Raw genomic sequence first — 24,900 nt, forward strand, 5'->3', positions numbered from 1 at the left:
GCCAACCTCGGCAGGAAAAGAGTATGAATTCAATACAGGGCGCGCATGATAGCACACCCCTCCTCGCTTTTCCCTTAATCGCGTTGCTTGAGAAAAGCGATGGCTTTCGCCAAATCACGGGTGCGGGGTGCTGGCGGGAGACTATTAAGGAACATCGCGCCATAAGGGCGCATCACCAGGCGATTATCACAGATAACCAGCACGCCGCGATCGTCGATGTCACGAATCAAACGCCCCACACCTTGTTTCAAGGTAATAACGGCATCAGGCAATTGCACATCATTGAACGGGTCACCACCACGTAGACGGCAATCTTCGATGCGGGCTTTCAACAAAGGGTCATCCGGTGAGGTAAACGGCAATTTGTCGATGATGACACAAGATAACGCGTCGCCCCGCACATCCACCCCTTCCCAGAAACTGCTGGTCGCCACCAGCAGTGCATTGCCTGCTGCTACAAACTGTGCCAGCAACTGCCCCTTGCTGGTTTCGCCTTGCACCAAAACAGGTAGCGTCATGCTGGCGCGGAACTCTTCGGCTAAACCACGCATCATCTGGTGTGAGGTACACAAAAAGAAGCAACGCCCTTTATTGGCATCAATCAGTGGCTTTAGCATCACCGCCAGTTTACGGGCAGCCCCAGGTTCATTTGCCGAAGGCAAATTGCGTGGCACACAGAGTAATGCCTGATTGGCGTAATCAAACGGACTGGGCAGGAGTAGCGTTTTGGCGTTCGTTAGCCCCAACCTTGAGGTGAAATGTGATAACTGATCATTAACCGACAGTGTGGCAGAGGTAAAAATCCAGCTTCCCGGTTTTTCTTCTATCAGCTCACGAAAACGATCAGAAACCGACAACGGTGTCAACGCCAGTACGAAATGGCGTGAATTACACTCATACCAATAGCTGTAGCCGGGTGTAGTGACATCTTTTAAACGCTTAAGGCGGTTGCGATACACCGTTGCACGTTCAAAAGCAGCATCCAGCATGGCTGAACGGCCAAGGGAAAGCTTCATCACGTCATAACACAACTCCAGCGCATCATCGAGCAACAGCAACGCCCGCTGAATCGCCGGTTGTTCCAGTACATCACGTAAATTGCCGCGATATCCCGGGTCGCCGAGCACCAGACGGAAATCTTGCGTGCTTTGCGTCAGACGGTCGGCGCTTTTTTGCAATTGAGCGGAGTCACGCACTTCGGTGCGATAGGCAATAATAATATCTTTTGCCAAATCCATTAGTTGTCTACTGGTCAGTTGCTGACCAAAGTATTGGCTGGCAATATCGGGGATCTGGTGGGCTTCATCGAAAATCATCACATCTGCGGTGGGGATCAGTTCGGCAAAACCGCTCTCTTTCACCACCATATCCGCCAAGAACAGATGGTGGTTCACCACCACTATATCTGCATCCATCGCCTTACGGCGGGCTTTGACCACAAAACAATCTTTATACAGCGGGCAATCACTACCCAGACAGTTATCATTGGTACTGGTGACCAACGGCCAGACAAAGCTATCCTCAGCCACCTGGCCACAGGTACTGATATCACCATCGATGGTTTCGGCTGACCAGCCACGCAAACGAACCAAATCAACCAATGTCTCACTGGCTAATTCACCCCCGGCCAATGATTGCTGTTCAAGTCGTTCCAGACAAAGATAGTTTGAGCGCCCCTTTAATAAGGCCAGCTTCCCTTTGTATTTGAGAGCAGTCGCTACCGTGGGTAAGTCACGCGAATAGAGCTGATCTTGTAACGCTTTCGAACCTGTGGAGATAATCACTTTGCAATCAGCACGCAGTGCGGGCGCCAAATAGGCAAATGTTTTACCAGTACCGGTACCTGCCTCTACCACCAATTGTTGTTTGGCATCAATAGATTCACTGATGGCCGCCGCCATTCGGCGCTGAGACTCTCGGGGGTTAAAACCTGTAATGGCCTGCGCTAATGCGCCGTCTGTTGCAAAATCGTCTGTCACGCGTTCTCTTCCGGGCGAAATCAGCGGTGATTATGCCAAGCCTATCGCCCCGCGACCACACATTCTCATCATAAGCTATGCTACCCTACTACTGATAACTGACATTGACATTCACACAAGGGAGTGAAAATGAGTATTGAACGAATTAATCCAGAAAAACGTTGGTCAGATGCTGTGGTATTTAACAACACTATCTATTACACCAGCGTACCGGAAAATCTGGATGCAGACGCCACGGCGCAAACTGCCAACACACTGGCAGCAATAGATATGATGTTGAATCAGCTCGGTTCAGATAAAAGCCGTATTTTGGATGCCACCATTTTTCTGGCAGACAGTGCGGACTTCGCGGCGATGAATGCGGCGTGGGATGCCTGGGTGGTTGATGGCAATGCGCCAGTGCGTTGTACCGTCGAAGCCAAATTGATGAATCCGAAGTACAAAGTTGAAATCAAAATTATTGCGGCTATTTGATTTTGCGATCTGCGGGGCGACTGCACTGATGGGCACTCTGACGGCTCGCGCCCCTTGTATTTTAAACAAATAAGGACCCATTCAGTACATTTCCCCGCTTATCAGCTTCGATTAAAAACTGTCACTCGATATACCCAAAGTAATTGGAGTTGCAGGTAGGCTGCCAGCAAACAAATCCCGATGAGCTTACACCGGTAAGTGATTCGGGTTTGCGCGCGCAGCCAACACCCCTGCAGCTTCAAGTACAAAGGGGATATCAGGATAGCTTAATCATCACCATGCCGGCCAGTAGCAAAATCAGGCCGATCCAGCCTTTATAGTTCAGTCGCTGATTAAACAAAATCCAACCTGCGGCCACGGTGGCGGCAATACCGAATCCGCCCCACAAGGCATAAGCCACTGATAATTCAATGCCTTTCACTGCTTGTGCCAAAGCACTGAATGCCCCTAACACTGACAGCAGTGATAATATGCCTAACCATACTCGGCGAAAACCATCTGACATTTTCAGCAAGATATTGGCAATGATTTCCAGGATGACCGCCAAAATCAGAAACGCAATATGGTAAAACTCAAGCTGTTGCATGCTGCTCACCTGAATTGTTGTGCGGACTGCTTGGTTTCTTCGGCTTACGCGTCCCTGACTTCACTAACATTATGCCGCCGATCAAGGTCACTAAACCGGCAATTTTCAGTGGTGATAAGCTTTCATCAAACCACAGCACGCTAAACACAGTAATAATCAGGATGCCAATCCCTTCCCACAGGGCATAGGCCACGCCTAGCGCGACTTTCTTCACTGCCAGAGCCAGTAAAATGTATGAACCGGTTATCATAAAATACATCACGATATGCCCGGTCATTTCACCACTGACACTGGCATATTTCATTGATAACGTGCCGATAATTTCTGCGACAATCGCTAAACCTAAAAATATCCAATAAATCATCATTCTTCTCCTAACACAGCTACCCTATCGATTTCAAAGTGCAAGCAGCGACCTCAAAGAGGCGAGGCCCATGGACGGCCGAGTAATAAGTGGCCAACATCCCTGCTATTTGAAAAGTAACGGGTAAAACGCACGCTAAGGTCTATTTGTTACGGTTATCCTAATTTGATGCCCTATTCACAAGGAATAGACATGCGCAGGCCGTAAGAAATAGAAACTCACTTGGCGTATAAACTTTTTTATACCCTAAATAATTCGAATTGCCGGAAGGCGCTAAGCAAGAGACCCCCGATGAGCTTACATCAGTAAGTGATTCGGGTGATTGAACGCAGCCAACGCACATGCAGCATGAAGTATGACGGGTATTTAAGATGGAAGAATAAAGACGCTACAGCTCGCTACACCAGTGATGCTCACTGGCCAGAATGGCTGACAGGAAAAGTTGACAGGTAGAAGGTTTGAAAGTAATTCCATTAGTTTTAATCATAATATATCTCTTTTTTTTAGCCACACATGCTTTAGCTACATACTTGTTTGCCAAACCTAGTGTGATACGCCTAAAACCCTCATCAAAATGGAATAATTCACTGCTGTATTTTTACCACAGCCAATTTTATAAAGCAAACCATCAATTTTATAAATAGTTTAAAAAAAGAGATTATAAAATAATAAGTTAGTGGTTCTAAAAAAACAAAACCCCTGCATGGCAGAGGTTTATAGTTTGACGAGATTATGCGAATTATCTCGTCAGTTCAGGAGGTTAGAACAGCTTATGCTGTTGCACCCGCCACGGCTTGTTTGGCTAATTCAGTAATACGAGCGTAGTCCCCTTTTTCCAGCGCATCTGCCGGAACCAACCATGAACCGCCAATACACAATACGCTTTTCAGCGCCAGGTAATCACGGTAGTTATTCGGGGTAATGCCGCCGGTTGGGCAGAAACGCACTTGCGAGAATGGGCCGCCGATGGCTTGCAATGCTTTAACACCACCGTTAGCTTCTGCCGGGAAGAATTTAAACTCACGCAGGCCATAACTCATACCCAGCATCAGTTCTGAAACGGTGCTGATCCCAGGAATTAATGGGATTGAGCCTGCAGTGGCTGCCTTAAGTAATTCATCAGTCAGCCCTGGGCTGATAGCAAATTGCGCGCCAGCCTCAACCACATCAGCCAACTGCTGTGGATTGAGCACAGTACCTGCGCCGACAATCGCCTCAGGAACTTCTTTTGCGATAGCACGGATAGCCTCAACAGCACAAGGGGTGCGCAACGTCACTTCCAGCACCCGAACACCGCCAGCCACCAGGGCTTTTGCCAACGGTACCGCCTGCTCGAGCTTATTAATCACAATCACCGGGACCACGGGGCCTGCGGTCATGATCTGTTCTGCGCTCGTTTTCCAGCTTTTCATCAGTTGTTATCTCCACTTATGCCGATTGGCATGTACTCACCCGAGGGTGCCAGTTGAAATATGGCAGGCAGCACATGTATTCCTGCTTCTGTCTGCCATAAAGAATCACAATGCGAGCCAGCTAACGACTCTTTATTATTGCGCCTAGGTGAGGCGCTGTTATCGGGAATATACCCGTCATACTTCAAGCTGCATGTACGTTGGCTACGCTCAATAACCCGAATCACTTACTGATGTAAGCTCATCGGGGTTAATGAGCCTCATCCTACGGGCTAGCATAAATACTGTTCAAATCGCTTCCCGACCGATTTGTCTCTCGCTTGCCGCCTTCCTGCAACTCGAATTATTTAGGGTATAGTCATAACCTAAATATTTATTCGAACTCATTCCATGAACGACCGTCGCGGGTAATCATGGCAACGGATGCCACCGGCCCCCAGGTTCCAGATTGATATGGCTTAGGTGCGTCATTATCAGCCGCCCATGCATCCATAATGGAATCGACCCATTTCCACGCTTCCTCAACCTCATCACGGCGCACAAACAGTGCCTGAATACCACGCATGGTCTCCAGCAACAGACGTTCGTAGGCATCAGCAATATGCTGCTCGTTAAAGGTTTTGGAGAAGCTGAGGTCCAGCTTGGTGGTTTGCAGACGGTGTTTATGCTCCAGACCTGGCACTTTATTCAGCACTTCAATCTCGATACCTTCATCCGGTTGCAAGCGGATCGTCAGCTTGTTTTGAGGCAATTGCTGATAAGACTCGCGGAACAGATTCAGTGCCGGATTTTTAAAGTAAACCACCACTTCAGAACATTTTGTTGGCAGGCGTTTGCCGGTTCTCAAATAGAACGGCACCCCAGCCCAACGCCAGTCATCAATATCGACACGGATAGAAACAAACGTTTCAGTGTTGCTGTTCTTATTCGCCCCTTCCTCTTCCAGATAGCCGGGTACTTTATTACCCTGGACAAAACCGGCGGTATACTGACCACGTACTGTGGTTTCCCGCACATTGGTGTGGTCGATACGGCGCAATGATCGCAGTACTTTCACTTTTTCATCACGAATTCGGTCAGTACTGAGATCTGCTGGCGGTGACATGGCAATCATGGTCAGGATTTGCAGTAGATGGTTCTGGATCATGTCACGCATCTGGCCGGCCTGATCAAAATAGCCCCAGCGCCCTTCAATCCCGACCTCTTCGGCAACCGTGATCTGCACATGGTCAATAGTGCGATTATCCCAGTTAGAAGCAAACAGTGAGTTAGCAAAACGCAGAGCCAACAGGTTCAGTACTGTCTCTTTACCTAAATAGTGGTCGATACGGTAAACCTGACACTCGTTGAAATATTCTGCCACTTGATCGTTAATCACCCGAGAAGAGACCAAATCCTTCCCTAACGGTTTTTCCATTACCACACGAGCAGGCTCTTTATTCAGCCCTGCTTCGCCCAATCCTTTACAAATTGCACCAAACGTATCGGGCGGCATGGCAAAGTAGTTAATGGTGGTACGATTTTTTTGATCCAGCATCTTGCCCAATTTGGCAAAGTGTTTGCTGTCATTGACATCCAAATTACAGAAGTCGAGACGAGAACTGAGCTTTTGCCACAATTCATCATCCATCTTCTCTTTCATAAAGGTATCGAGGGCTTCCTTTACCACGGCTGTGTACGCGTCTTTGTCCCACTCGGCACGGCCTACGCCGATGATGCGAGTATCTGGGTGGATGTGACCCGCTTTCTCTAATTGGTAAAGGGAAGGCAGCAGTTTCCGGCGAGCCAAGTCTCCCTTAGCGCCGAAAATCACCAGATCACACGCCTGGGCTGCCTGGGCTGTATTAGTTACCGCCATGTTATTCTCCTCGTTGCAGGATATTTGTAATTTTCTTACATTACTAATGTACTCTCTTTGACTATAGCCAGTAAACCCAGATAAAAGCAGAGCAAAAAAGGTTAAAAAACATCCATCAGGGTGCCAAGCCGCGCCAAATCAGGCCGTGCAACTTTAAAATGTAATTTTATGACGTTTTTGACAACTATTTACCATTATGAAAATTAGACACAGGTCATATTCTGGTGAAAAAACCTTACTTCCCACCCTATGCCACTGCCAACGGGTCCCAGCTCGTAGTATATTTTCATTAAACCGGCATAGATTTCTCCTTTAAATGAAATCGGTAAAACCCATGGGTGACTCTCGATATATGAATACGCTGGAAAATATCCAAAATAGTCTGGACCTCCTGAGCAAATCAGAAAGGAAAGTCGCCGAGGTGATCCTCGCCTCTCCACAAACTGCCATCCATTCAAGTATCGCGACACTAGCCAAAATGGCGAACGTTAGCGAACCGACGGTTAACCGTTTTTGCCGCCGACTGGACACCAAAGGTTTCCCTGATTTTAAACTGCATTTGGCGCAAAGTCTGGCAAATGGCACACCTTATGTGAACCGCAATGTCGAAGAAGATGATAGTGTAGCTGCTTACACGACAAAAATTTTCGAATCGACCATGGCCAGCTTGGATATGGCGAAAAACAATTTAGATATTGCGGCCATTAATCGGGCAGTAGATTTACTGACTCAGGCGAAGAAAATTTCGTTCTTTGGCCTTGGCGCCTCTGCCGCGGTTGCTCACGATGCGATGAATAAATTTTTCCGTTTCAATATTCCGGTAATTTATTTCGATGACATCGTTATGCAACGTATGAGTTGTATGAATTCCAGTGAGGGTGATGTAGTGGTATTGATCTCTCACACTGGCCGGACGAAAAACCTGGTCGAGTTGGCCCACTTAGCCCGTGAAAACGATGCCACAGTGATTGCTATCACCTCGCGTGATACACCGCTGGCAAATGAAGCAACACTATCACTGCTGCTGGATGTGCCGGAAGATACTGATATGTACATGCCGATGGTCTCCCGCATTGCTCAATTGACATTAATTGATGTGCTGGCAACCGGGTTTACCCTACGGCGTGGAGCAAAATTCAGGGATAACCTGAAACGTGTGAAAGACGCCTTGAAAGAATCGCGCTTTGATAAAGGTTCGCCGCGCGTCAACAGCGGTGAATAACGTCAAGGGCAGAAGTCGCTTTGTTTTGTGTTAGCGCATCTTCTGGAGTAATAATTTGACGTATTATTGGAAAATAGTCCTTGTATGGCGGCGGTAAACGTTACCAAAACCGATAAGGGGTAAATAGCTCGCTTTTGTAATGTTGTCATTGATGTATTGGTGGTGCTCGGATGGGGCCATTTATGCATCAATCGTTTTACATCCGCAAGCGGATAACATGCATGGCGCTGTGTGGTAAAACAGGGTTATCGTATCGCATGTCGTCGTAAAATTTGATCTTAATTACATTTTACTATCGGATTCATTATCCGCTGTTTTAACAACACTATGCTTCATCAGTCAACGGAGTAAGAGATGTCCAGACGGCTCAGAAGGACCAAGATTGTTACTACACTGGGGCCGGCTACCGACCGCGACAATAATCTGGAAAAGATTATTGCTGCTGGTGCTAACGTAGTCCGCCTGAATTTTTCCCATGGTAGCGCCGAAGATCATGAGTTGCGGGCCAATAAAGTCCGTGAGATCGCTGCAAGATTAGGGCGCCATGTTGCTATTCTTGGCGATTTGCAAGGTCCTAAAATCCGGGTATCTACTTTTAAGGAAGGCAAAGTATTCCTTAACGTACATGATAAATTCTTGCTCGATGCCAATATGGCAAAAGGCGAAGGTGATAAAGACAAAGTCGGTATCGATTACAAAGGCCTACCCGCTGATGTGGTTCCTGGTGATATTTTGCTGCTGGATGATGGCCGGGTACAATTAAAAGTCATTGAAGTCCAGGGCATGAAAGTGTTCACCGAAGTTACTGTCGGTGGCCCACTCTCCAATAATAAGGGCATTAATAAGCTCGGTGGCGGTCTGTCGGCAGAAGCGCTGACAGAAAAAGACAAAGCCGATATTATTACCGCCGCTAAAATCGGGGTGGACTTCCTGGCTGTTTCGTTCCCACGGACTGGCGAAGATTTGCATTATGCCCGCCGTTTGGCGCGTGATGCTGGCTGTAATGCACAAATCGTGGCAAAAGTTGAGCGTGCTGAAGCGGTTGCAACCGATGAAGCTATGGATGATATCATCCTGGCCTCTGATGTAGTGATGGTTGCCCGTGGTGATTTGGGGGTAGAAATTGGTGACCCAGAGCTGGTGGGAATTCAGAAGAAACTGATCCGCCGTGCTCGTCAGCTTAACCGTGCGGTTATCACCGCGACTCAAATGATGGAGTCAATGATAACCAACCCGATGCCAACCCGTGCGGAAGTTATGGACGTAGCTAACGCCGTGCTAGATGGTACTGACGCTGTTATGTTGTCAGCAGAAACCGCTGCCGGTCAGTATCCAGCAGAAACTGTTGCTGCTATGGCACGAGTTTGTCTGGGTGCGGAGAAGATCCCAAGTATCAATGTGTCTAAACACCGCCTTGATGTGCAATTCGACAATGTCGAAGAAGCTATCGCGATGTCGACCATGTATGCAGCAAACCACCTGAAAGGTATCACGGCCATTATCGCCATGACCGAATCTGGCCGTACGGCACTGATGATGTCCCGTATCAGCTCCGGTTTGCCTATCTTTGCGATGTCGCGTCATGACCATACTTTAAATCTGACGGCAATCTACCGTGGTGTCACGCCAGTTTATTGTGATACCCATACTGATGGTGTTCTGGCGGCCAGTGAAGCTGTCAGCCGACTGAAAGATAAAGGTTTCCTAGTCTCAGGTGATCTGGTTATTGTAACGCAGGGCGATGTGATGGGGACTATTGGTACGACCAATACCAGCCGCATCCTACGTGTTGAGTAGTTTGCTGTAGCCAATAAATGCAAAAGCCCGCGACTAAAATGTGCGGGCTTTTTTATGTTTAATCACGATAGCGACTGTTAAATATCCTTACGAACATAAGGCTCTATCTCACCCTCTTTACGGGTTTTCAACAACTTAAGAATCCAGGTATATTGCTCCGGGTTGGGTTTGACCAACAACTCAACTTCTTCATTCATACGGCGGGCAATATAGGCGTCATCAGCATCAGCCAAATCATCCATCGGTGGACGAATATAGATATCAAGGCGGTGTTCGCGATAATTATAGACTGGGAACATCGGTACGATTGCCGCACGACATACTTTCATCAAACGCCCTACTGCTGGCAAGGTCGCCTTATAGGTGGCAAAGAAATCAACAAATTCACTTTGCTCAGGGCCATAATCTTCATCCGGCAAATAGTAGCCCCAGAACCCCTGGCGCACTGAACTGATAAATGGCTTGATGCCACTTTCACGCGCATGAATTCGCCCACCAAACCGCAAACGGGCACTATTCCATAAATAATCAACTAGCGGATTGCGCTGATGATGGAACATACCAGCAACTGGTTTGCCCTGTTCTGCGAGCAGCATTGCCGGTATATCGATCGACCAGGCATGTGGCACCAACAAAATGACATTACGCTGCTGCTGCTGCAACTCGTCAAGAATCTCCAAACCGTGCCAATGAACCCGAGAGAGTACTTTCTTCGGTTCACGAAAGCACAGTTCTGCCATCATCATCAACGGTTGCGCCGCAGTGGCAAACATCTGGTCAATGATATGTTCGCGCTCAGCTTCCGGCAGCTCTGGCATACAATAAAGAAGATTAATCCGCGCGCGACGACGGGCGCTCTTGGCAAACTTGCCCGCCAGACGGCCAATCCCTGCTAACAAAGGATCGCGGAATTTCGGTGGCACATAAGCCATCGCGGCCATAGAACCGGCCCCCAACCATACCCCCCAAAACCGTGGGTGGAGGAAAGATTTCTTAAATACCGGAATAAAGCCAGCGGCGTCATGTTTATCTTTATGCATGGGGGAACTCTTGGAATTCTGTGGGCTAATAATAGTATACCCTTCATCCTTGAAGCCGCAGGGTTGCTAGCTACTCCCACTCACCCGAATCACTTAACCTAAGTTCATTGGGATTCGTAGGTTTGCTGCCCCCTGCAACTCCACTGTCTGGGTATAACACTCCGGTAGATAGTGGTTACTGGATAGCGGTTAATCCAGTTGTAACTGCGGAATGACCTGCTTGGCGATAGCCAGATATTCACTGCGGTCTTTACCACTCAAGCCTTCTGAGCGCGGTAATTTAGCGGTTAATGGATTAACGGCTTGCTGATTCATCCAGAATTCATAGTGCAAATGAGGACCAGTAGAGCGGCCAGTATTACCTGACAATGCGATACGATCACCACGTTTTACTTTTTGACCTGGCTTGACCAACAACTTTTTCAGATGCATATAACGGGTGGTGTATTGGCGACCATGGCGGATAGCAACATAGTTACCCGCCGCCCCACTGCGTTTTGCGATCACGACTTCACCATCACCGACGGCGAGCACTGGCGTCCCGACAGGCATAGAGAAATCCACACCTTTATGCGGGGCAATACGCCCGGTTACCGGGTTTAGGCGGCGTGGGTTAAAGTTTGACGACACCCGGAATTGCTTCATGGTAGGGAAACGCATGAAACCACGGGCCAGGCCAGAACCAAGCCGGTCATAAAATTTACCGTCATCGGCACGGATAGCGTAGTAATCCTTACCACCGGAACGCATTCGCACCCCGACCAGTTGGCTTTGCTCACTGCGGCCATCAAGAATTTCACGTGACATCAAAACCGAGAATTGATCACCTTTACGCAGTTTGGCGAAGTCAAGCTGCCACTGTAATGCTTTAGTGACCGCGCGAATCTCGGAAGCCGTCAAGCCTGCCTTCCTGGCGCTGGTGACAAAGCTGCCATCAAGGCGACCCGTCAGAACCTTGTTGCTCCACTCACCTTTTTGTAGCTCTTTGGTCTCTTTGAAATTATTGCCAACACGGTCATAAGTCCGCGTTTCACGACGAGAAACTTCCCAAGTCAAGCTCTGTAAATCACCGGTATCATTGACGGTCCAAGAGATTTGCTGCCCGATCTTCAGATTACGCAGATCACGGTTTTGCGTCGCCAACAGCGACACATCAGAGATATCAATGCCGTACTGGGTAAGAATGCTGCTCAGGGTATCCCCAGTTGAAACCACATACTCATGAACACCGGTTTCACTAACATCTTTGGCATCTAGCTCATCTTGTGGAATTTCATCATCAGGCGTGGGCTGATCGATGGGTTCGCTGGCTTCAGGTAATAAAATGCGGGTTTGGCTGGTATCTAATACCACGCTCTTAGCGACAGGTTCATGCTCGGGGTGATAAACAAAAGGCCGCCAAACAGCTACGGCCAGTGTCATTACAGTCAACGACCCCAGCATAATACGGTGGGGTCGAGGGAGATTGTTATACGCCAAGGTGATAGTTCGGACTATCTGCTGCACTTATGAGTATCCTTTTAATCTTACTTCAGGCAGCTCACGTATTGGTTCGACAACTGAGACAAAAAGTTCACATAGCTGTCCTTGCCTAATACGATACCGCTGCCCAAGGGATCCAAGGTGCCTGAACGCACATTTGTTCCTTTAGCAACGGCATTAATGACGGCCGGCCTGAATTGTGGCTCAGCAAAAACGCATACCGCTTTATGCTCAACCAACTGTGTTCGAATTTGATGTAAACGCTGCGCACCAGGCTGTATTTCGGGATTGACTGTAAAATACCCTAACGGGCTCAAGCCAAAGTGTTTTTCAAAGTAGCCATAGGCATCATGAAAGACGAAATATCCCTTACCTTGGGCAGGCTTCAACATAGTAGCAATATTTTTTTCGTTTTGCGCTAGTTGATCCTCGAATCGGCGCAGGTTTGCATCTAATTTGTCCTTATTTTGTGGCATAAGTTCCAATAATCTGTCGTGAATAGCGATTGCAGATTGTTTCGCAATCGTTGGCGACAACCAAATATGCATGTTGTTCTCGCCATGATGGTGCTCGTCACTGTGATTATCTTCAGCATGATCATGGTCATGCCCTGCGGTTTCACCTTCATGTTCATCATGTTCGTCACCTTTGATCAATAAAGGTGTAACTGAAGGTAACTCAGCCAGTGCAATCTTTTTATTATCAGCAACTTGTGTCAATGGTTTTGTTAAAAATGCTTCCATTTCTGGTCCGACCCAAATAACCAGCTCGGCACTGCGTAACCGCTGGACATCCGACGGACGAAGCGCATAATCGTGTGGCGATGCACCATCGGGCAATAATACTTCCGTTGGTAACACCCCATCGGCAATGGCAGAGGCAATAAAACCTAATGGCCGTACTGATGTAACGACCGCCGCTGAGGCAATATTAAATGGGTTGGCAATTAAAATTGCGCTGGCTAGCATTGCCCGCTTTAGCCATTTTTTTTTATGTAACATAATACGAATTCTCGACGTTTTGTTGGGTAAAGCGTAATATTATAACATTCACTCGGTTCTGCAAACGTAATCATAATGTCCACATTGGTAACTCTACATAATATATCCGTCACTTTTGGTAGCCGGCGGGTACTGAACGATATCTCCCTTTCACTGCGACCGGGAAGAATTCTCACCCTGCTTGGGCCAAATGGTGCCGGTAAATCGACGCTGGTTCGCGTGGTTCTGGGGCTGATTCCTCCCACCAGCGGCACGCTTGTCCGTCAGCCGGGCTTACGCATCGGTTATGTTCCGCAAAAACTTCATTTGGATGCCACATTACCGCTCACTGTAAGCCGTTTTATGCGTTTGAAACCGGGTGTCAAAAAGGCGGATATCCTGCCGGCACTCAAGCGTGTGCATGCAGCACATTTATTAGACCAACCCATGCAAAGACTGTCTGGCGGTGAGAACCAACGCGTGCTGTTAGCCCGTGCATTACTGAACAAACCGCAGTTACTGGTACTGGATGAGCCAACGCAAGGTGTTGATGTTAATGGGCAATTAGCGCTATACGACTTAATCGAGCAACTGCGTAAAGAGTTAGGCTGTGCTGTTATGATGGTTTCCCATGACTTGCATTTAGTGATGGCCAAAACTGATGAAGTATTATGCCTTAACCAACATATCTGCTGTTCTGGTGCACCAGAGGTTGTTTCCACTCATCCTGAATTTATTGCCATGTTTGGCAATCGTGGCGCTGAGCAGCTAGCGGTTTATCGCCACCACCATAATCATCGACACGATTTGCACGGAAAGATTATTTTGAAGAACAGCGGGAGTCGTGAGGCATGATTGAATTATTGCTACCTGGCTGGTTAGCAGGAGTATTATTGGCAACAGCGGCCGGCCCGCTGGGGTCGTTCGTCGTTTGGCGTCGAATGTCCTATTTTGGTGATACTCTGGCCCATGCCTCCTTACTGGGTGTTGCTTTTGGTTTACTGCTAAATGTGAATCCGTTTTATGCCGTGATTGTAATGACCATGGTATTAGCCGTGATTTTGGTGTGGTTAGAACGCCGCCCACAGTTAGCAGTCGATACGCTACTGGGGATCATGGCTCACAGCGCATTATCACTGGGCCTGGTGGTCGTGAGTCTGATGCATAATGTCCGGGTCGATTTAATGGCCTATCTGTTTGGTGATCTACTTTCCGTAACACTGAGTGATATCTGGTTGATTGCCGTAGGTGTTATTGTGGTGTTAGCGGTGCTGTGCTGGCAATGGCGGGCACTGCTGTCAATGACGGTTAGCCCGGAGCTGGCTCATGTTGATGGGGTCAACCTAGAACGGGTACGGATGTTGCTAATGCTGGTCACCGCACTGACTATCGGGCTGTCGATGAAGTTTGTTGGCGCGCTGATTATCACCTCACTGCTAATCATTCCTGCTGCGGCAGCTCGTCGTTTTGCCCGAACCCCCGAACAGATGGCTGGAATTGCCATCGGTATCGGTATTGTTGCCGTGACCGGTGGTCTGACATTCTCTGCTTTCTATGACACCCCCGCTGGGCCTTCAGTGGTACTTTGTGCGGCGGTCATGTTTGTACTCAGCCTGTCACAAAAGGCGCGTGGATAATTGCTCGATTAAAGGGGGGGGGTTAGAGTAATAAACCCCCTATCCACCCTTACCATTAATGTTCTCAAACCATTAACTCCCGCCACTAATAGCAATAACCTCGTTCACGATTAGCGTCTATTGCTAAATATTCCAACAATCATCAATTCTGTATTTTATATTTTAATTAGTGTGATCAACCACAAATACAATAAAATTGCAGTGTAATACCCTGCCTATCACTCAAATCAATGAGCAATATAATGGTTATGCAGATACCTCTTTCATTTCTGCATGGGCTTGTATGCTCCCAATTTACGCAGAATGATTATTCCGCAGAGGCGGTTCTCATGGATAGATCCACACCCACTGGTTTACTTCAGCAACCCAAACCATTCTTCATGATTTTCTTTGTCGAACTATGGGAGAGGTTCGGTTATTACGGTGTTCAAGGTATTCTTGCTGTTTTCTTCGTAAAGCAGTTAGGGTTTTCACAGGAACAAGCGTTTGTCACTTTTGGGGCTTTTGCCGCTTTGGTTTATGGCCTGATTTCGATTGGTGGATATGTCGGCGACCATTTATTAGGCACTAAACGCACCATGGTATTAGGCGCTATCGTGCTGGCTCTCGGATACTTTGCTACCGGTTTATCACTATATAACCCAAATCTAATCTTCTTTGCTTTGGGGACCATTGCTGTCGGTAATGGTTTGTTTAAAGCTAATCCGGCTAGCCTATTGTCAAAATGCTATCTCCCCAAAGATCCACGCCTTGATGGGGCCTTCACCTTGTTTTACATGTCGATCAATATCGGCTCCCTAATTTCACTGTCATTGGCTCCGGTTATTGCCGAACGCTTCGGTTATACCGTGACCTATTATTTGTGCGGTATTGGTTTGATTTTTGCTTTGTTGGTCTATTTCTGCTGCCGCCATATGGTGAGTTATATCGGTTCCGAGCCTGATGCTAAACCGTTAAATTGGCGAAACTTGCTACTGGTACTGGCTGGCAGTGCAGTGATGATATGTCTCTGTGCTTGGTTAATGAACCATGTGGTGATTGCCAATCTGGTGCTAATCGTTTTATCGTTGATTGTGGTATTTATCTTTTTCAAAGAAGCATTTAAGCAGGATAAATTAGGCCGCAATAAAATGTATGTCGCTTTTATTCTGATGATTGAAGCTATCGTCTTCTACGTGCTGTATGCACAGATGCCGACGTCACTCAACTTCTTCGCCATCAATAATGTTCATCATGAAATTCTTGGTTTCACTATCAATCCGGTGAGTTTCCAGGCACTAAATCCATTCTGGGTAGTGGTGGCCAGCCCGATTTTAGCCTCAATTTATACCCGCCTGGGCAGTAAAAACCGTGATTTATCGATGCCGGCCAAATTTACTTTAGGTATGTTTTTATGTTCACTGGGTTTTCTGACAGCGGCCGCCGCGGGGATGTGGTTTGCTGATGCACAAGGTCTGACATCACCTTGGTTTATCGTTCTGGTTTACTTATTCCAGAGCCTGGGGGAATTGATGATCAGTGCTTTAGGTTTAGCGATGGTGGCGGCACTGGTACCGCAATATCTGATGGGCTTTATTCTGGGGATGTGGTTCCTGACGCAAGCCGCATCGTTCCTGATTGGCGGTTATGTTGCCACCTTTACCGCGACACCAGAAGGGATAACAGACCCACTCGAAACACTGCCTATCTATACCGATGTTTTTGGCAAAATTGGCATCGCCACACTGGCCATTGCACTGGTTATGGCGCTACTCATTCCATGGCTTAATCGAATGATTAACATACCTGTCGGCGAACAAGCAACCGCCTGACTATCACTCCATCAGGGCTGGCATTGGCTCAGCCCTGCATCAAAAAATTTACTCTTCGCGGGTAATCCCAAAATGTTTGTAAGCATGATTGGTGGCAATTCGCCCACGTGGTGTGCGTTGAATAAAACCTTGTTGGATCAAATAAGGTTCCAGTACGTCTTCAATCGTTTCCCGCTCTTCGCCAATCGCGGCGGCCAAGTTATCCAGCCCTACCGGACCGCCCATAAACTTGTCAATCACGGCGAGCAACAGCTTACGGTCCATAAAGTCAAACCCTTCGGCATCGACATTAAGCATATCTAGCGCTTTCATCGCCACATCGCCGTTAATCGCGCCATCGGCTCTGACCTCAGCAAAATCTCGCACCCGGCGCAGCAGACGGTTAGTGATACGTGGCGTCCCTCTTGAACGACGCGCCAGTTGATGAGCCCCTTCTGGCGTCAGTTCCAACCCCATACACTTGGCACTGCGCGCGACAATATGTTCTAAATCTGCCACCTGATAAAATTCCAGGCGTTGCACAATACCAAACCTGTCACGCAGTGGAGAGGTCAATGAACCGGCGCGAGTGGTGGCACCAATCAGGGTAAATGGCGGCAGATCAAGTTTGATTGAACGGGCGGCGGGGCCTTCACCAATCATGATATCCAATTGATAATCTTCCATTGCCGGATAGAGGATCTCCTCTACAACCGGCGATAATCGATGGATTTCATCAATAAACAGGACATCGTGTGGTTCAAGATTGGTCAGCATCGCCGCTAAGTCACCGGCCTTTTCCAAGACCGGGCCGGAGGTAGTTCGCAGGTTCACCCCCATCTCATTAGCAACAATATTTGCCAATGTGGTTTTACCCAGCCCTGGCGGGCCGAAAATCAGGACATGATCAAGCGCGTCGCCACGCTGTTTTGCCGCCTGAATGAAGATTTCCATTTGCTCGCGGACGTGGGGCTGCCCGACATATTCTGCCAATAGCTTTGGTCGGATAGCCCGATCAATGCTCTCTTCATCACTGATAATACCTGCCGATATCAGGCGGTCTGCTTCAATCATCCTGTATGACTCACTCTATAATGCGGAACGCAGAGCGTCGCGGATCAGGGTTTCACAGTCAGCACCCGGTTTAGCAATTTTGCTCACCAAACGGCTGGCTTCCTGTGGTTTATAGCCCAAAGCAACCAGTGCCGAAGCAGCTTCCGCCTCAATATCGGCATCCGATGTTTGCGATGAACTGGCGGGCAACTGAATATCGCCGGTATTATTGAACAGATCGCCATTCAGACCTTTAAAGCGGTCTTTCATTTCCACCACCAGCCGTTCGGCCGTCTTCTTGCCGACACCGGGTAATTTAACCAAAGTGGTAATGTCTTCCCGTTCAACCGCGGCCACAAATTGCTGCGCAGACATGCCGGAGAGAATGGCCAGCGCCAGTTTAGGACCAACACCGTTAACTTTAATCAGTTCGCGAAACAGCGCCCGCTCCTGCTTATCATTAAAGCCATACAAAAGCTGAGCATCTTCACGCACGATAAATTGGGTAAAGATAATGGCTTCCTGCCCCAAGTCCGGCAGCTCATAAAAGCAGGTCATTGGTAATTGGACTTCATAGCCAACACCGTTTGTTTCCAACAGCACCAACGGTGGCTGTTTTTCCAGAATGATACCTCTGAGGCGCCCTATCACGTTGACTCTCTCCTCGTTTACCCGCGGTCGGGTATAAACATAATGGCTGTTTATAGCACAAAAAAGGCTGGATGGATATCCAGCCAACAATAACTGTTAACCTGTTCGCGTCTGGTAATGGGTTAGCGAATTCTGCCACGCGCCAATGTCATTTGGTCATTCCCCAATCGCAAGGTATTTTGACTAAGATGGCAATGGGTTATCGCAATAGCTAATGCATCAGCCGCATCGGCCTGGGGATTCGCTGGCAGTTTTAACAGTGAACGCACCATATGTTGAACCTGACTTTTTTCTGCCGCCCCGGTTCCCACCACAGTTTGCTTTACCTGGCGGGCGGCATATTCAGAAACCGGTAAATTCAGGTTTACCGCAGCAACAATTGCAGCGCCGCGTGCTTGCCCCAGCTTTAATGCCGAATCCGGGTTTTTCGCCATAAACACTTGTTCAATAGCAAAAAAATCAGGTTGGAACTGAGTGATAATTTCAGTCACACCAGCATAAATTAGCTTCAGACGAGTAGGCATATCGTCAACAACAGTGCGGATACAACCGCTGCCCAGATAAGTGAGCTGACGGCCTTGCTGGCGAATAACGCCATAACCGGTGACACGAGAACCGGGATCGATGCCTAATACGATCGCCATACCAGTTTTTTACCTTATTCGCTGCATTGCTTCTCATTAATATTATGTTGAGTAACATTAATGAGCAAAGGCACCGTACCTGTGCAATACCGGGGGTGCCTCTAAAAACACTGGCCACAGAATGCGGCCAGTGAGAATGACATAACTCATTGAACAACCGGATGAGATGACGCTGTTTTACAATGTTGCCGCCACTTCATCAGAGATTTCACCATTATGGTAAACCTCTTGCACATCATCAGAGTCTTCCAGCATATCGATCAAACGCAGCAGTTTTGGTGCGGTTTCTGCATCCAAATCCGCTTTGGTTGATGGAATCAACGCAACTTCAGCACCTTCAGCCACCAGACCCGCTGCATCCAAAGCATCTTTCACCGCGCCCAATGACTCCCAAGCAGTGAACACATCAATAGCACCGTCATCATATACCACGATATCATCGGCACCCGCTTCCAATGCCGCATCCATCACGGTATCTTCAGCCAGACCTGGTGCGTAAGAAATGACGCCTTTTTTGGTAAACAGATAGGAAACAGAACCATCGGTTCCCAAATTACCGCCGGTCTTAGTGAATGCATGGCGGACTTCAGATACGGTACGGTTACGGTTATCACTCAGACATTCAACCATCACGGCAGTGCCGCCAGGTCCGTAGCCTTCGTAAATAATGGTTTCCATATTGTTATCTTCGTCACCACCAACACCACGGGCAATTGCGCGGTTCAGGGTGTCACGCGTCATATTATTCGATAACGCTTTATCGATGGCCGCACGTAAACGTGGGTTTGCACCGGGATCACCACCACCCAGACGTGCCGCAGTCACCAGCTCACGGATAATTTTAGTGAAAATCTTACCGCGCTTAGCATCCTGTGCCGCTTTGCGGTGTTTTGTGTTGGCCCATTTACTATGACCTGCCATAAATAAGTATCTCCAAAAATACTAGCTTGAATAAAGAACATACTCTTCAATCGCTTGCTGATTACTCCAGGATTTAGTTAATGCTGCGGCATCTGCAGCATCTAACCACTGGTAGGCAAGATGTTCGGTGATAACCACATCCCGCTCTTCGGGTAACGCCAGACAGAACCAATGTTCTTTATTCCGCGTAACACCCGGCGCATAGCGACGGCGCAAATGCACAAAGAGTTCAAATTCCACACAACGCAGGCAGTCGAGTAGATCAAGGTTTTCACCCAGTATATCAATGCCGACTTCTTCCTTTACTTCGCGCTGTGCGGTTTGCCGCGGCGCTTCCCCCTCTTCCAGACTGCCGGTCACCGACTGCCAAAAATCAGGATCATCACGCCGTTGCAACATCAACACCCGACCACTGGATCTGGCGTAGATCACCGCCAGTATTGATTCTGGGCGCTTATACCCGTCATCTTTCAAACTGCAAGTGTGTTGGCTTCGCTCAATCATCCGAATCACTTACCGGTGTAAGCTCACCGGGATTCTCTTGCTTGCCGCCTTCCTGCATCTTGAAATCTATTGGGTATATATAATTCATTACTTCTTCTCTTCTTCCGCTACGTCTGTTGCCCCTTTCTTCGCCACTACGCTGATTGACAGCTCTTGCAGAGAAGCAGGATTAGCAAAGCTTGGCGCATCGGTCATCAGACAAGCCGCAGCAGTGGTTTTCGGGAAAGCAATGACATCACGAATGTTATCAGTACCGGTCAGCAGCATCACCAGACGATCCAGACCGAAAGCCAGACCTGCGTGTGGTGGTGTGCCATATTTCAATGCGTCCAGCAGGAAGCCAAATTTCTCACGCTGCTCGTGTTCATTGATACCCAGAATACCAAACACCTGTTGCTGCATTTCGGTACGGTGAATACGCACGGAACCGCCACCTACTTCATAACCGTTAATCACCATATCGTACGCATTGGCGATAGCCGTAGTCGGTGCCGCAGCCAATTGCTCTGGGCTCATCTCTTTTGGTGCAGTAAACGGATGATGCATCGCCGTTAGGCCGCCTTCGCTATCATCTTCAAACATCGGGAAGTCAACCACCCACAGCGGCGCCCATGTTCCCAGTTTGGTCAGTTCCAGATCACGACCTACTTTCAGACGCAATGCACCCATCGCGTCAGTGACGATTTTGTTGCTATCGGCACCAAAGAACAGGATATCGCCGCTTTCAGCCTGAGTGCGAGCCAGAATGGCTTCCAGCACCTCTGCAGTGAGGAATTTCGCAATGGGGCTTTGTACACCCTCAACGCCGGCTGCACGGTCATTGACTTTCAACCATGCCAAGCCTTTCGCGCCATAGATGTTGACAAACTGGCCGTACTCATCAATTTGCTTACGGGTAACCTGTGCGCCACCGGGAACACGCAGTGCAGCGACACGACCTTTGACATCATTTGCCGGGCCAGAGAAGACTTTAAACTCAACCTCTTTAACCAGATCCGCAACATCCACCAATTCCATTGGGTTACGCAGGTCTGGTTTATCAGAACCGAAACGACGCATAGCTTCAGCAAAAGTCATCACCGGGAAATCACCCAGCTCGACACCGTTGGTTTCCTGCCACAATTCACGCACTAGTTTCTCCATCACTTCGCGCACTTGATCGGCGGTCATGAAAGAGGTTTCAACATCGATTTGGGTGAATTCAGGCTGGCGGTCAGCACGCAAATCTTCATCACGGAAGCATTTTACGATCTGATAATAACGGTCAAAGCCAGACATCATCAGCAACTGTTTAAACAGTTGTGGTGATTGTGGCAATGCATAGAACTTGCCTTTGTGTACCCGGCTTGGCACCAGATAGTCACGCGCACCTTCTGGCGTTGCCTTGGTCAGCATTGGGGTTTCAATATCAAGGAAACCATGGCTGTCCATAAAGCGACGGACAAAGCTGGTGATTTTTGCACGGGTTTTCAGGCGGTCGGCCATTTCCGGGCGACGCAAATCCAAATAGCGATACTTCAGACGCTGTTCTTCAGTGTTGGTCTGATTAGAGTCCAGTGGCAACGGCTCAGAACGGTTGATGATATTCAGCGCATTGGCAAAGATTTCCACTTCCCCCGTCGACATATCTTTATTGATTTGGCTATCTGGGCGCGCACGCACGGTGCCGGTAATCTGGATACAGAACTCATTACGCAACTCTGAAGCCTGTTCAAAAGCGGCTTTATGGTCTGGATCGAAAAATACCTGAACGATGCCTTCGCGATCACGCATATCAATAAAAATCAGACCACCGAGGTCACGACGACGGTTAACCCAACCACAAAGTGTAACGCTTTGGCCCACATGGGACAGATTCAACTGCCCGCAATACTCAGTACGCATACAATATCCTTTTACTCAGCCGATGCCACACGCGTTATGCACTGTCCGTGCGACTGTTTTCTTAGGTGTTTTGGATTAAAGAGTCTTGAAAAATGGGGGCCATTATAAAGGAATTTCATGGTATAGATAAGAGCGAACGCACAGCTCAGGCATGACAAAATCCCTTTCAGCGATGTTTTAACACATCATTTAACAAATTTATCCCCTCACAAGGACCGCCCGATAACATATGCTAGCAACAACGGGTCAGCAGGTGGAACCGCTCATCCAGACTTTCGCATAATGATATTGAGGCGTAACAGAATGAAACTTGATGCAAAAACCACCGCACTGGTACTGATTGACCTACAACAAGGGATCTTACCTTTTGCCAAAGGCCCCTATACGGCTGAACAGGTCATCGCCACCAACGCACAATTGGCAAAGCAGTTTCGCCTGCTAGGTGCTCCGGTGGTTTTAGTGCGAGTGGGTTGGTCTGACTCCTTCGCCGAGGCACTAAAACAGCCCGTAGATCAGCCAAGCCCTGCCCCCGAGGGTGGGTTGCCAGACTCATGGTGGACGTTCCCAGAACAACTCGCGGTGGCTGATCAAGATATCAAAATTACTAAACACCAGTGGGGCGCATTTTACGGCACAGATTTGGATTTACAATTACGCCGACGCGGCATAAAGACCATCGTATTGGCGGGGATTGCCACCAATATTGGTGTGGAATCAACAGCTCGTGCCGCTTGGGAGCACGGTTATGAGTTGGTGATTGCCGAAGATGGTTGCAGTACGGCGAGCAGCGAGATGCAGCAGTTCGCATTTACCCATATTTTCCCGCGGATATCCCGCGTGCGCAGCAGTAGCGAAATTCTTGCGGCCCTTAACGCGTAACGCTATAACGTCAGCGCAGCTAACAACGCTGTAGCGCCAAGTGATAAAAGTTTACCCAAATTAATTGGTGTTACAGCTAGGCAGCAAATGAATGACAAATCGGTCGGGAATCGATTTGAACAGCATTTATGCTAGCCCGCAGGGTGAGCCTCAGTATGAGGCTCATTAATCCCGATGAGCTGACATTAGTCAGTGATTCGGGTGAATGAGTGCAGCTAACAACGCTGTAGCGCCAAGTAAGAAGGGTAAAATATGTATATCGGACTGCCGCAATGGCAACATCCAACCTGGAACCGGCTGGGTATCAAGGATTTAGCTGACTATAGCCGCTACTTTAATTGTGTTGAAGGGAATACCACGTTTTATGCATTGCCACGGCTGGAAATAGTACAGCGCTGGCGTGATATGACGCCGAACAGTTTCCGCTTTTGCTTTAAATTCCCCTCGACGATTAGCCATCAGGCGGCTTTGCGCGAATGTGAGCAAGATCTACAGGCTTTTTATCACTGTTTGGCTCCACTGCATGAACGCATTGGCCAGTTGTGGTTACAGTTGCCCGCAGCATTTGGGCCTAATGCGTTGAACCATTTGTGGCAATTTCTCGATAAATTGCCCGCAGGCTTCAATTATGGGGTCGAAGTGCGTCATCCTGAGTTTTTTGCCAAAGGTGCTGCTGAGTTGGCGCTCAATCAAGGTTTGCACCAACGGTCAATCAATCGGGTAATATTAGATAGCCGCGCTATTCATGCCGCCAAACCGGCAACTGCGGCCGTACGGGATGCACAAAGCAAGAAACCCCGCCTCCCTGTTCATGCCGTCGTCACTGGCAGTCACCCCTTGGTGCGATTTATTGGTGGCGACCAAATAGATGATAATTTGGCTCTATTTTCGCCATGGTTACAAAGGCTGCCACAGTGGGAACAGCAATATCAACCTTATTTATTCATTCACACACCAGATAACAGTGACTCGCCGCAGCAAGCACAAAAGCTATGGCAACAGTTGGCAGCACGCATACCGACGCTAGCAACCGCACCTGACTGGCCTGAACAAGTGACGTTGTTTTAAGCTCATCTTTCCAAACACTAAACTGAACCTCAAGAAATGACAATCCATCGATTTTTCTAGCGACAGTGACCCAACAGGCGGTTATCATTATTCCGCCAGTCTATGGTTGGGCAATGGAGTTGAAAATGGTTAGCTCGCTTTATGTCGTGTTGGGCGCACTGTTATTGATAAAGCTTTCATTTGATGTGGTTAAATTGAGAAACCAGTACCGGGTAGCTTATGGCGACGGCGGTTTTTATGAATTACAAACCGCTATCCGGGTACATGGGAACGCCGTAGAATATATCCCTATTGCTGTCATTTTGCTCATTATGATGGAGATGAACGGTGCTGAAACGTGGATGATCCATATCTGTGGATTAATGCTGATAGTTGGCCGCCTGCTACATTATTATGGTTTACGCCATCGCGAAATTCGCTGGCGTCGCTCCGGGATGAGTGCCACCTATGTTTCTTTGGTATTAATGGTTATAGCTAATATTTACTACTTGCCTTGGGATCAGATTTTCAGTCTGACCTGATAGGCTTATCGCTTGTTCCGTTGCGAGGTCCCCATCGCCGGAGTTCTATTAGTTTGGGCGGCTGACTACCGCCTTCACGCTCATCTGTGTCTATCAGCCCTCTTCTCACGCATTATCACGCTAATGCGTTTGGTTTTCTGTTATAATATGCGCC

At 48.3% G+C, this 24,900-nt stretch carries 23 protein-coding genes; 9 read left to right on the top strand and 14 right to left on the bottom strand.

The features are described 5' to 3' along the window. Nucleotides 1–74 precede the first annotated feature (74 nt). Nucleotides 75–1,979: an ATP-dependent DNA helicase gene (locus V1955_RS11805; RefSeq protein ID WP_102970416.1), complete on the bottom strand. Its 1,905-nt coding sequence runs from the start codon at nt 1,977–1,979 to the stop codon at nt 75–77. Between the two features lie 129 nt (nt 1,980–2,108). Here V1955_RS11805 and V1955_RS11810 point away from each other — a divergent pair, with 129 nt between their 5' ends. Further along, on the top strand, nt 2,109–2,453 hold the full coding sequence (locus tag V1955_RS11810; RefSeq protein ID WP_083158990.1) for a RidA family protein: 345 nt from the start codon (nt 2,109–2,111) through the stop codon (nt 2,451–2,453). A gap of 256 nt (nt 2,454–2,709) precedes the next feature. On the opposite strand, the gene mdtI is transcribed toward V1955_RS11810, so the two are convergent. The 4 genes from mdtI to zwf all read right to left on the bottom strand — a co-directional run bounded on the left by mdtI (nt 2,710) and on the right by zwf (nt 6,673). Beyond that, complete coding sequence (gene mdtI / locus V1955_RS11815) at nt 2,710–3,039, bottom strand: multidrug/spermidine efflux SMR transporter subunit MdtI (RefSeq protein WP_005163022.1); 330 nt, start codon at nt 3,037–3,039, stop codon at nt 2,710–2,712. Beyond that, on the bottom strand, nt 3,026–3,403 hold the full coding sequence (mdtJ, locus tag V1955_RS11820) for a multidrug/spermidine efflux SMR transporter subunit MdtJ (RefSeq protein ID WP_193784816.1): 378 nt from the start codon (nt 3,401–3,403) through the stop codon (nt 3,026–3,028). The genes mdtI and mdtJ overlap by 14 nt, the downstream gene beginning before the upstream one ends. A gap of 770 nt (nt 3,404–4,173) precedes the next feature. Further along, entirely contained in the window at nt 4,174–4,815 is a 642-nt protein-coding gene (locus V1955_RS11825) for a bifunctional 4-hydroxy-2-oxoglutarate aldolase/2-dehydro-3-deoxy-phosphogluconate aldolase (protein WP_083158992.1), read from the bottom strand. Nucleotides 4,816–5,188: 373 nt separating this feature from the next. Further along, nucleotides 5,189–6,673, bottom strand: coding sequence for a glucose-6-phosphate dehydrogenase (gene zwf, locus V1955_RS11830; protein WP_442820922.1), 1,485 nt, complete (start codon nt 6,671–6,673; stop codon nt 5,189–5,191). A gap of 334 nt (nt 6,674–7,007) precedes the next feature. On the opposite strand from zwf, the gene V1955_RS11835 reads away from it, so the two are divergent. Together V1955_RS11835 and pyk are read left to right on the top strand one after the other, a co-directional pair. Continuing rightward, nucleotides 7,008–7,895: a MurR/RpiR family transcriptional regulator gene (locus tag V1955_RS11835; RefSeq protein WP_372558924.1), complete on the top strand. Its 888-nt coding sequence runs from the start codon at nt 7,008–7,010 to the stop codon at nt 7,893–7,895. A 354-nt stretch (nt 7,896–8,249) separates the two neighbouring features. Then, nucleotides 8,250–9,692 carry a pyruvate kinase gene (gene pyk, locus V1955_RS11840; protein ID WP_083158995.1) on the top strand — a complete coding sequence of 481 codons (1,443 nt, stop codon included), beginning with the start codon at nt 8,250–8,252 and terminating at the stop codon, nt 9,690–9,692. Between the two features lie 77 nt (nt 9,693–9,769). Here pyk and lpxM read toward each other — a convergent pair whose 3' ends face one another. The 3 genes from lpxM to znuA form a co-directional block, all read right to left on the bottom strand. Continuing rightward, nucleotides 9,770–10,732, bottom strand: a complete 963-nt coding sequence (lpxM, locus tag V1955_RS11845; RefSeq protein ID WP_083158996.1) for a lauroyl-Kdo(2)-lipid IV(A) myristoyltransferase — start codon at nt 10,730–10,732, stop codon at nt 9,770–9,772. Between the two features lie 189 nt (nt 10,733–10,921). Then, a complete protein-coding gene (gene mepM, locus V1955_RS11850) occupies nt 10,922–12,238 on the bottom strand; it encodes a murein DD-endopeptidase MepM (RefSeq protein ID WP_102970417.1) in 1,317 nt (438 codons plus the stop codon). A gap of 20 nt (nt 12,239–12,258) precedes the next feature. After that, nucleotides 12,259–13,215: a zinc ABC transporter substrate-binding protein ZnuA gene (gene znuA / locus V1955_RS11855; RefSeq protein ID WP_083158997.1), complete on the bottom strand. Its 957-nt coding sequence runs from the start codon at nt 13,213–13,215 to the stop codon at nt 12,259–12,261. A gap of 75 nt (nt 13,216–13,290) precedes the next feature. On the opposite strand from znuA, the gene znuC reads away from it, so the two are divergent. The 3 genes from znuC (at nt 13,291) to dtpB (ending at nt 16,642) form a co-directional block, all read left to right on the top strand. After that, complete coding sequence (gene znuC, locus V1955_RS11860; protein WP_083158998.1) at nt 13,291–14,049, top strand: zinc ABC transporter ATP-binding protein ZnuC; 759 nt, start codon at nt 13,291–13,293, stop codon at nt 14,047–14,049. Then, nucleotides 14,046–14,831 carry a zinc ABC transporter permease subunit ZnuB gene (gene znuB, locus V1955_RS11865; protein ID WP_083158999.1) on the top strand — a complete coding sequence of 262 codons (786 nt, stop codon included), beginning with the start codon at nt 14,046–14,048 and terminating at the stop codon, nt 14,829–14,831. Before znuC ends, znuB begins: the two co-directional genes overlap by 4 nt. 329 nt (nt 14,832–15,160) lie before the next feature. After that, nucleotides 15,161–16,642, top strand: coding sequence for a dipeptide/tripeptide permease DtpB (gene dtpB, locus V1955_RS11870; RefSeq protein WP_442820923.1), 1,482 nt, complete (start codon nt 15,161–15,163; stop codon nt 16,640–16,642). 48 nt (nt 16,643–16,690) lie between these two features. Here the strand turns inward: dtpB and ruvB are convergent, their stop codons facing one another. The 6 genes from ruvB to aspS all read right to left on the bottom strand — a co-directional run bounded on the left by ruvB (nt 16,691) and on the right by aspS (nt 22,278). Continuing rightward, the gene (gene ruvB, locus V1955_RS11875) at nt 16,691–17,695 is read right to left on the bottom strand and encodes a Holliday junction branch migration DNA helicase RuvB (RefSeq protein ID WP_083159001.1); all 1,005 of its coding nucleotides are present in this window, start codon (nt 17,693–17,695) and stop codon (nt 16,691–16,693) included. Between the two features lie 15 nt (nt 17,696–17,710). Then, on the bottom strand, nt 17,711–18,325 hold the full coding sequence (gene ruvA / locus V1955_RS11880) for a Holliday junction branch migration protein RuvA (protein ID WP_083159002.1): 615 nt from the start codon (nt 18,323–18,325) through the stop codon (nt 17,711–17,713). A gap of 122 nt (nt 18,326–18,447) precedes the next feature. Continuing rightward, nucleotides 18,448–18,969 (bottom strand): crossover junction endodeoxyribonuclease RuvC, encoded by a 522-nt coding sequence (ruvC, locus tag V1955_RS11885; RefSeq protein ID WP_005185237.1) that lies wholly within the window; start codon nt 18,967–18,969, stop codon nt 18,448–18,450. Nucleotides 18,970–19,146: 177 nt separating this feature from the next. Further along, entirely contained in the window at nt 19,147–19,890 is a 744-nt protein-coding gene (locus V1955_RS11890) for a YebC/PmpR family DNA-binding transcriptional regulator (protein WP_083159003.1), read from the bottom strand. A gap of 21 nt (nt 19,891–19,911) precedes the next feature. Beyond that, the gene (gene nudB / locus V1955_RS11895) at nt 19,912–20,394 is read right to left on the bottom strand and encodes a dihydroneopterin triphosphate diphosphatase (RefSeq protein ID WP_102970418.1); all 483 of its coding nucleotides are present in this window, start codon (nt 20,392–20,394) and stop codon (nt 19,912–19,914) included. A gap of 87 nt (nt 20,395–20,481) precedes the next feature. Then, on the bottom strand, nt 20,482–22,278 hold the full coding sequence (aspS, locus tag V1955_RS11900) for an aspartate--tRNA ligase (protein WP_442820924.1): 1,797 nt from the start codon (nt 22,276–22,278) through the stop codon (nt 20,482–20,484). Nucleotides 22,279–22,581: 303 nt separating this feature from the next. Here aspS and V1955_RS11905 point away from each other — a divergent pair, with 303 nt between their 5' ends. The 3 genes from V1955_RS11905 to V1955_RS11915 all read left to right on the top strand — a co-directional run bounded on the left by V1955_RS11905 (nt 22,582) and on the right by V1955_RS11915 (nt 24,746). Further along, nucleotides 22,582–23,157, top strand: a complete 576-nt coding sequence (locus tag V1955_RS11905) for a hydrolase (RefSeq protein WP_372558917.1) — start codon at nt 22,582–22,584, stop codon at nt 23,155–23,157. 252 nt (nt 23,158–23,409) lie between these two features. After that, nucleotides 23,410–24,225: a DUF72 domain-containing protein gene (locus V1955_RS11910; protein ID WP_442820925.1), complete on the top strand. Its 816-nt coding sequence runs from the start codon at nt 23,410–23,412 to the stop codon at nt 24,223–24,225. Nucleotides 24,226–24,350: 125 nt separating this feature from the next. Further along, complete coding sequence (locus V1955_RS11915) at nt 24,351–24,746, top strand: MAPEG family protein (protein ID WP_083163679.1); 396 nt, start codon at nt 24,351–24,353, stop codon at nt 24,744–24,746. The last annotated feature ends 154 nt before the right edge of the window (nt 24,747–24,900 follow it).

It is taken from the genome of Yersinia sp. 2545 StPb PI, from assembly GCF_052217125.1.
Taxonomy (GTDB): domain Bacteria; phylum Pseudomonadota; class Gammaproteobacteria; order Enterobacterales; family Enterobacteriaceae; genus Yersinia; species Yersinia enterocolitica_E.

Excerpts from the sequence above, each read along its gene's own strand:
- V1955_RS11810 (WP_083158990.1), top strand. The coding sequence starts at position 2,109 with ATGAGTATTGAACGAATTAATCCAGAAAAACGTTGGTCAGATGCTGTG.
- mdtI (WP_005163022.1), bottom strand. The coding sequence starts at position 3,039 with ATGCAACAGCTTGAGTTTTACCATATTGCGTTTCTGATTTTGGCGGTC.
- mdtJ (WP_193784816.1), bottom strand. The coding sequence starts at position 3,403 with ATGATTTATTGGATATTTTTAGGTTTAGCGATTGTCGCAGAAATTATC.
- V1955_RS11825 (WP_083158992.1), bottom strand. The coding sequence starts at position 4,815 with ATGAAAAGCTGGAAAACGAGCGCAGAACAGATCATGACCGCAGGCCCC.
- zwf (WP_442820922.1), bottom strand. The coding sequence starts at position 6,673 with ATGGCGGTAACTAATACAGCCCAGGCAGCCCAGGCGTGTGATCTGGTG.
- V1955_RS11835 (WP_372558924.1), top strand. The coding sequence starts at position 7,008 with ATGGGTGACTCTCGATATATGAATACGCTGGAAAATATCCAAAATAGT.
- pyk (WP_083158995.1), top strand. The coding sequence starts at position 8,250 with ATGTCCAGACGGCTCAGAAGGACCAAGATTGTTACTACACTGGGGCCG.
- lpxM (WP_083158996.1), bottom strand. The coding sequence starts at position 10,732 with ATGCATAAAGATAAACATGACGCCGCTGGCTTTATTCCGGTATTTAAG.
- znuA (WP_083158997.1), bottom strand. The coding sequence starts at position 13,215 with ATGTTACATAAAAAAAAATGGCTAAAGCGGGCAATGCTAGCCAGCGCA.
- znuC (WP_083158998.1), top strand. The coding sequence starts at position 13,291 with ATGTCCACATTGGTAACTCTACATAATATATCCGTCACTTTTGGTAGC.
- znuB (WP_083158999.1), top strand. The coding sequence starts at position 14,046 with ATGATTGAATTATTGCTACCTGGCTGGTTAGCAGGAGTATTATTGGCA.
- dtpB (WP_442820923.1), top strand. The coding sequence starts at position 15,161 with ATGGATAGATCCACACCCACTGGTTTACTTCAGCAACCCAAACCATTC.
- ruvB (WP_083159001.1), bottom strand. The coding sequence starts at position 17,695 with ATGATTGAAGCAGACCGCCTGATATCGGCAGGTATTATCAGTGATGAA.
- ruvC (WP_005185237.1), bottom strand. The coding sequence starts at position 18,969 with ATGGCGATCGTATTAGGCATCGATCCCGGTTCTCGTGTCACCGGTTAT.
- V1955_RS11890 (WP_083159003.1), bottom strand. The coding sequence starts at position 19,890 with ATGGCAGGTCATAGTAAATGGGCCAACACAAAACACCGCAAAGCGGCA.
- nudB (WP_102970418.1), bottom strand. The coding sequence starts at position 20,394 with ATGATTGAGCGAAGCCAACACACTTGCAGTTTGAAAGATGACGGGTAT.
- aspS (WP_442820924.1), bottom strand. The coding sequence starts at position 22,278 with ATGCGTACTGAGTATTGCGGGCAGTTGAATCTGTCCCATGTGGGCCAA.
- V1955_RS11905 (WP_372558917.1), top strand. The coding sequence starts at position 22,582 with ATGAAACTTGATGCAAAAACCACCGCACTGGTACTGATTGACCTACAA.
- V1955_RS11910 (WP_442820925.1), top strand. The coding sequence starts at position 23,410 with ATGTATATCGGACTGCCGCAATGGCAACATCCAACCTGGAACCGGCTG.
- V1955_RS11915 (WP_083163679.1), top strand. The coding sequence starts at position 24,351 with ATGGTTAGCTCGCTTTATGTCGTGTTGGGCGCACTGTTATTGATAAAG.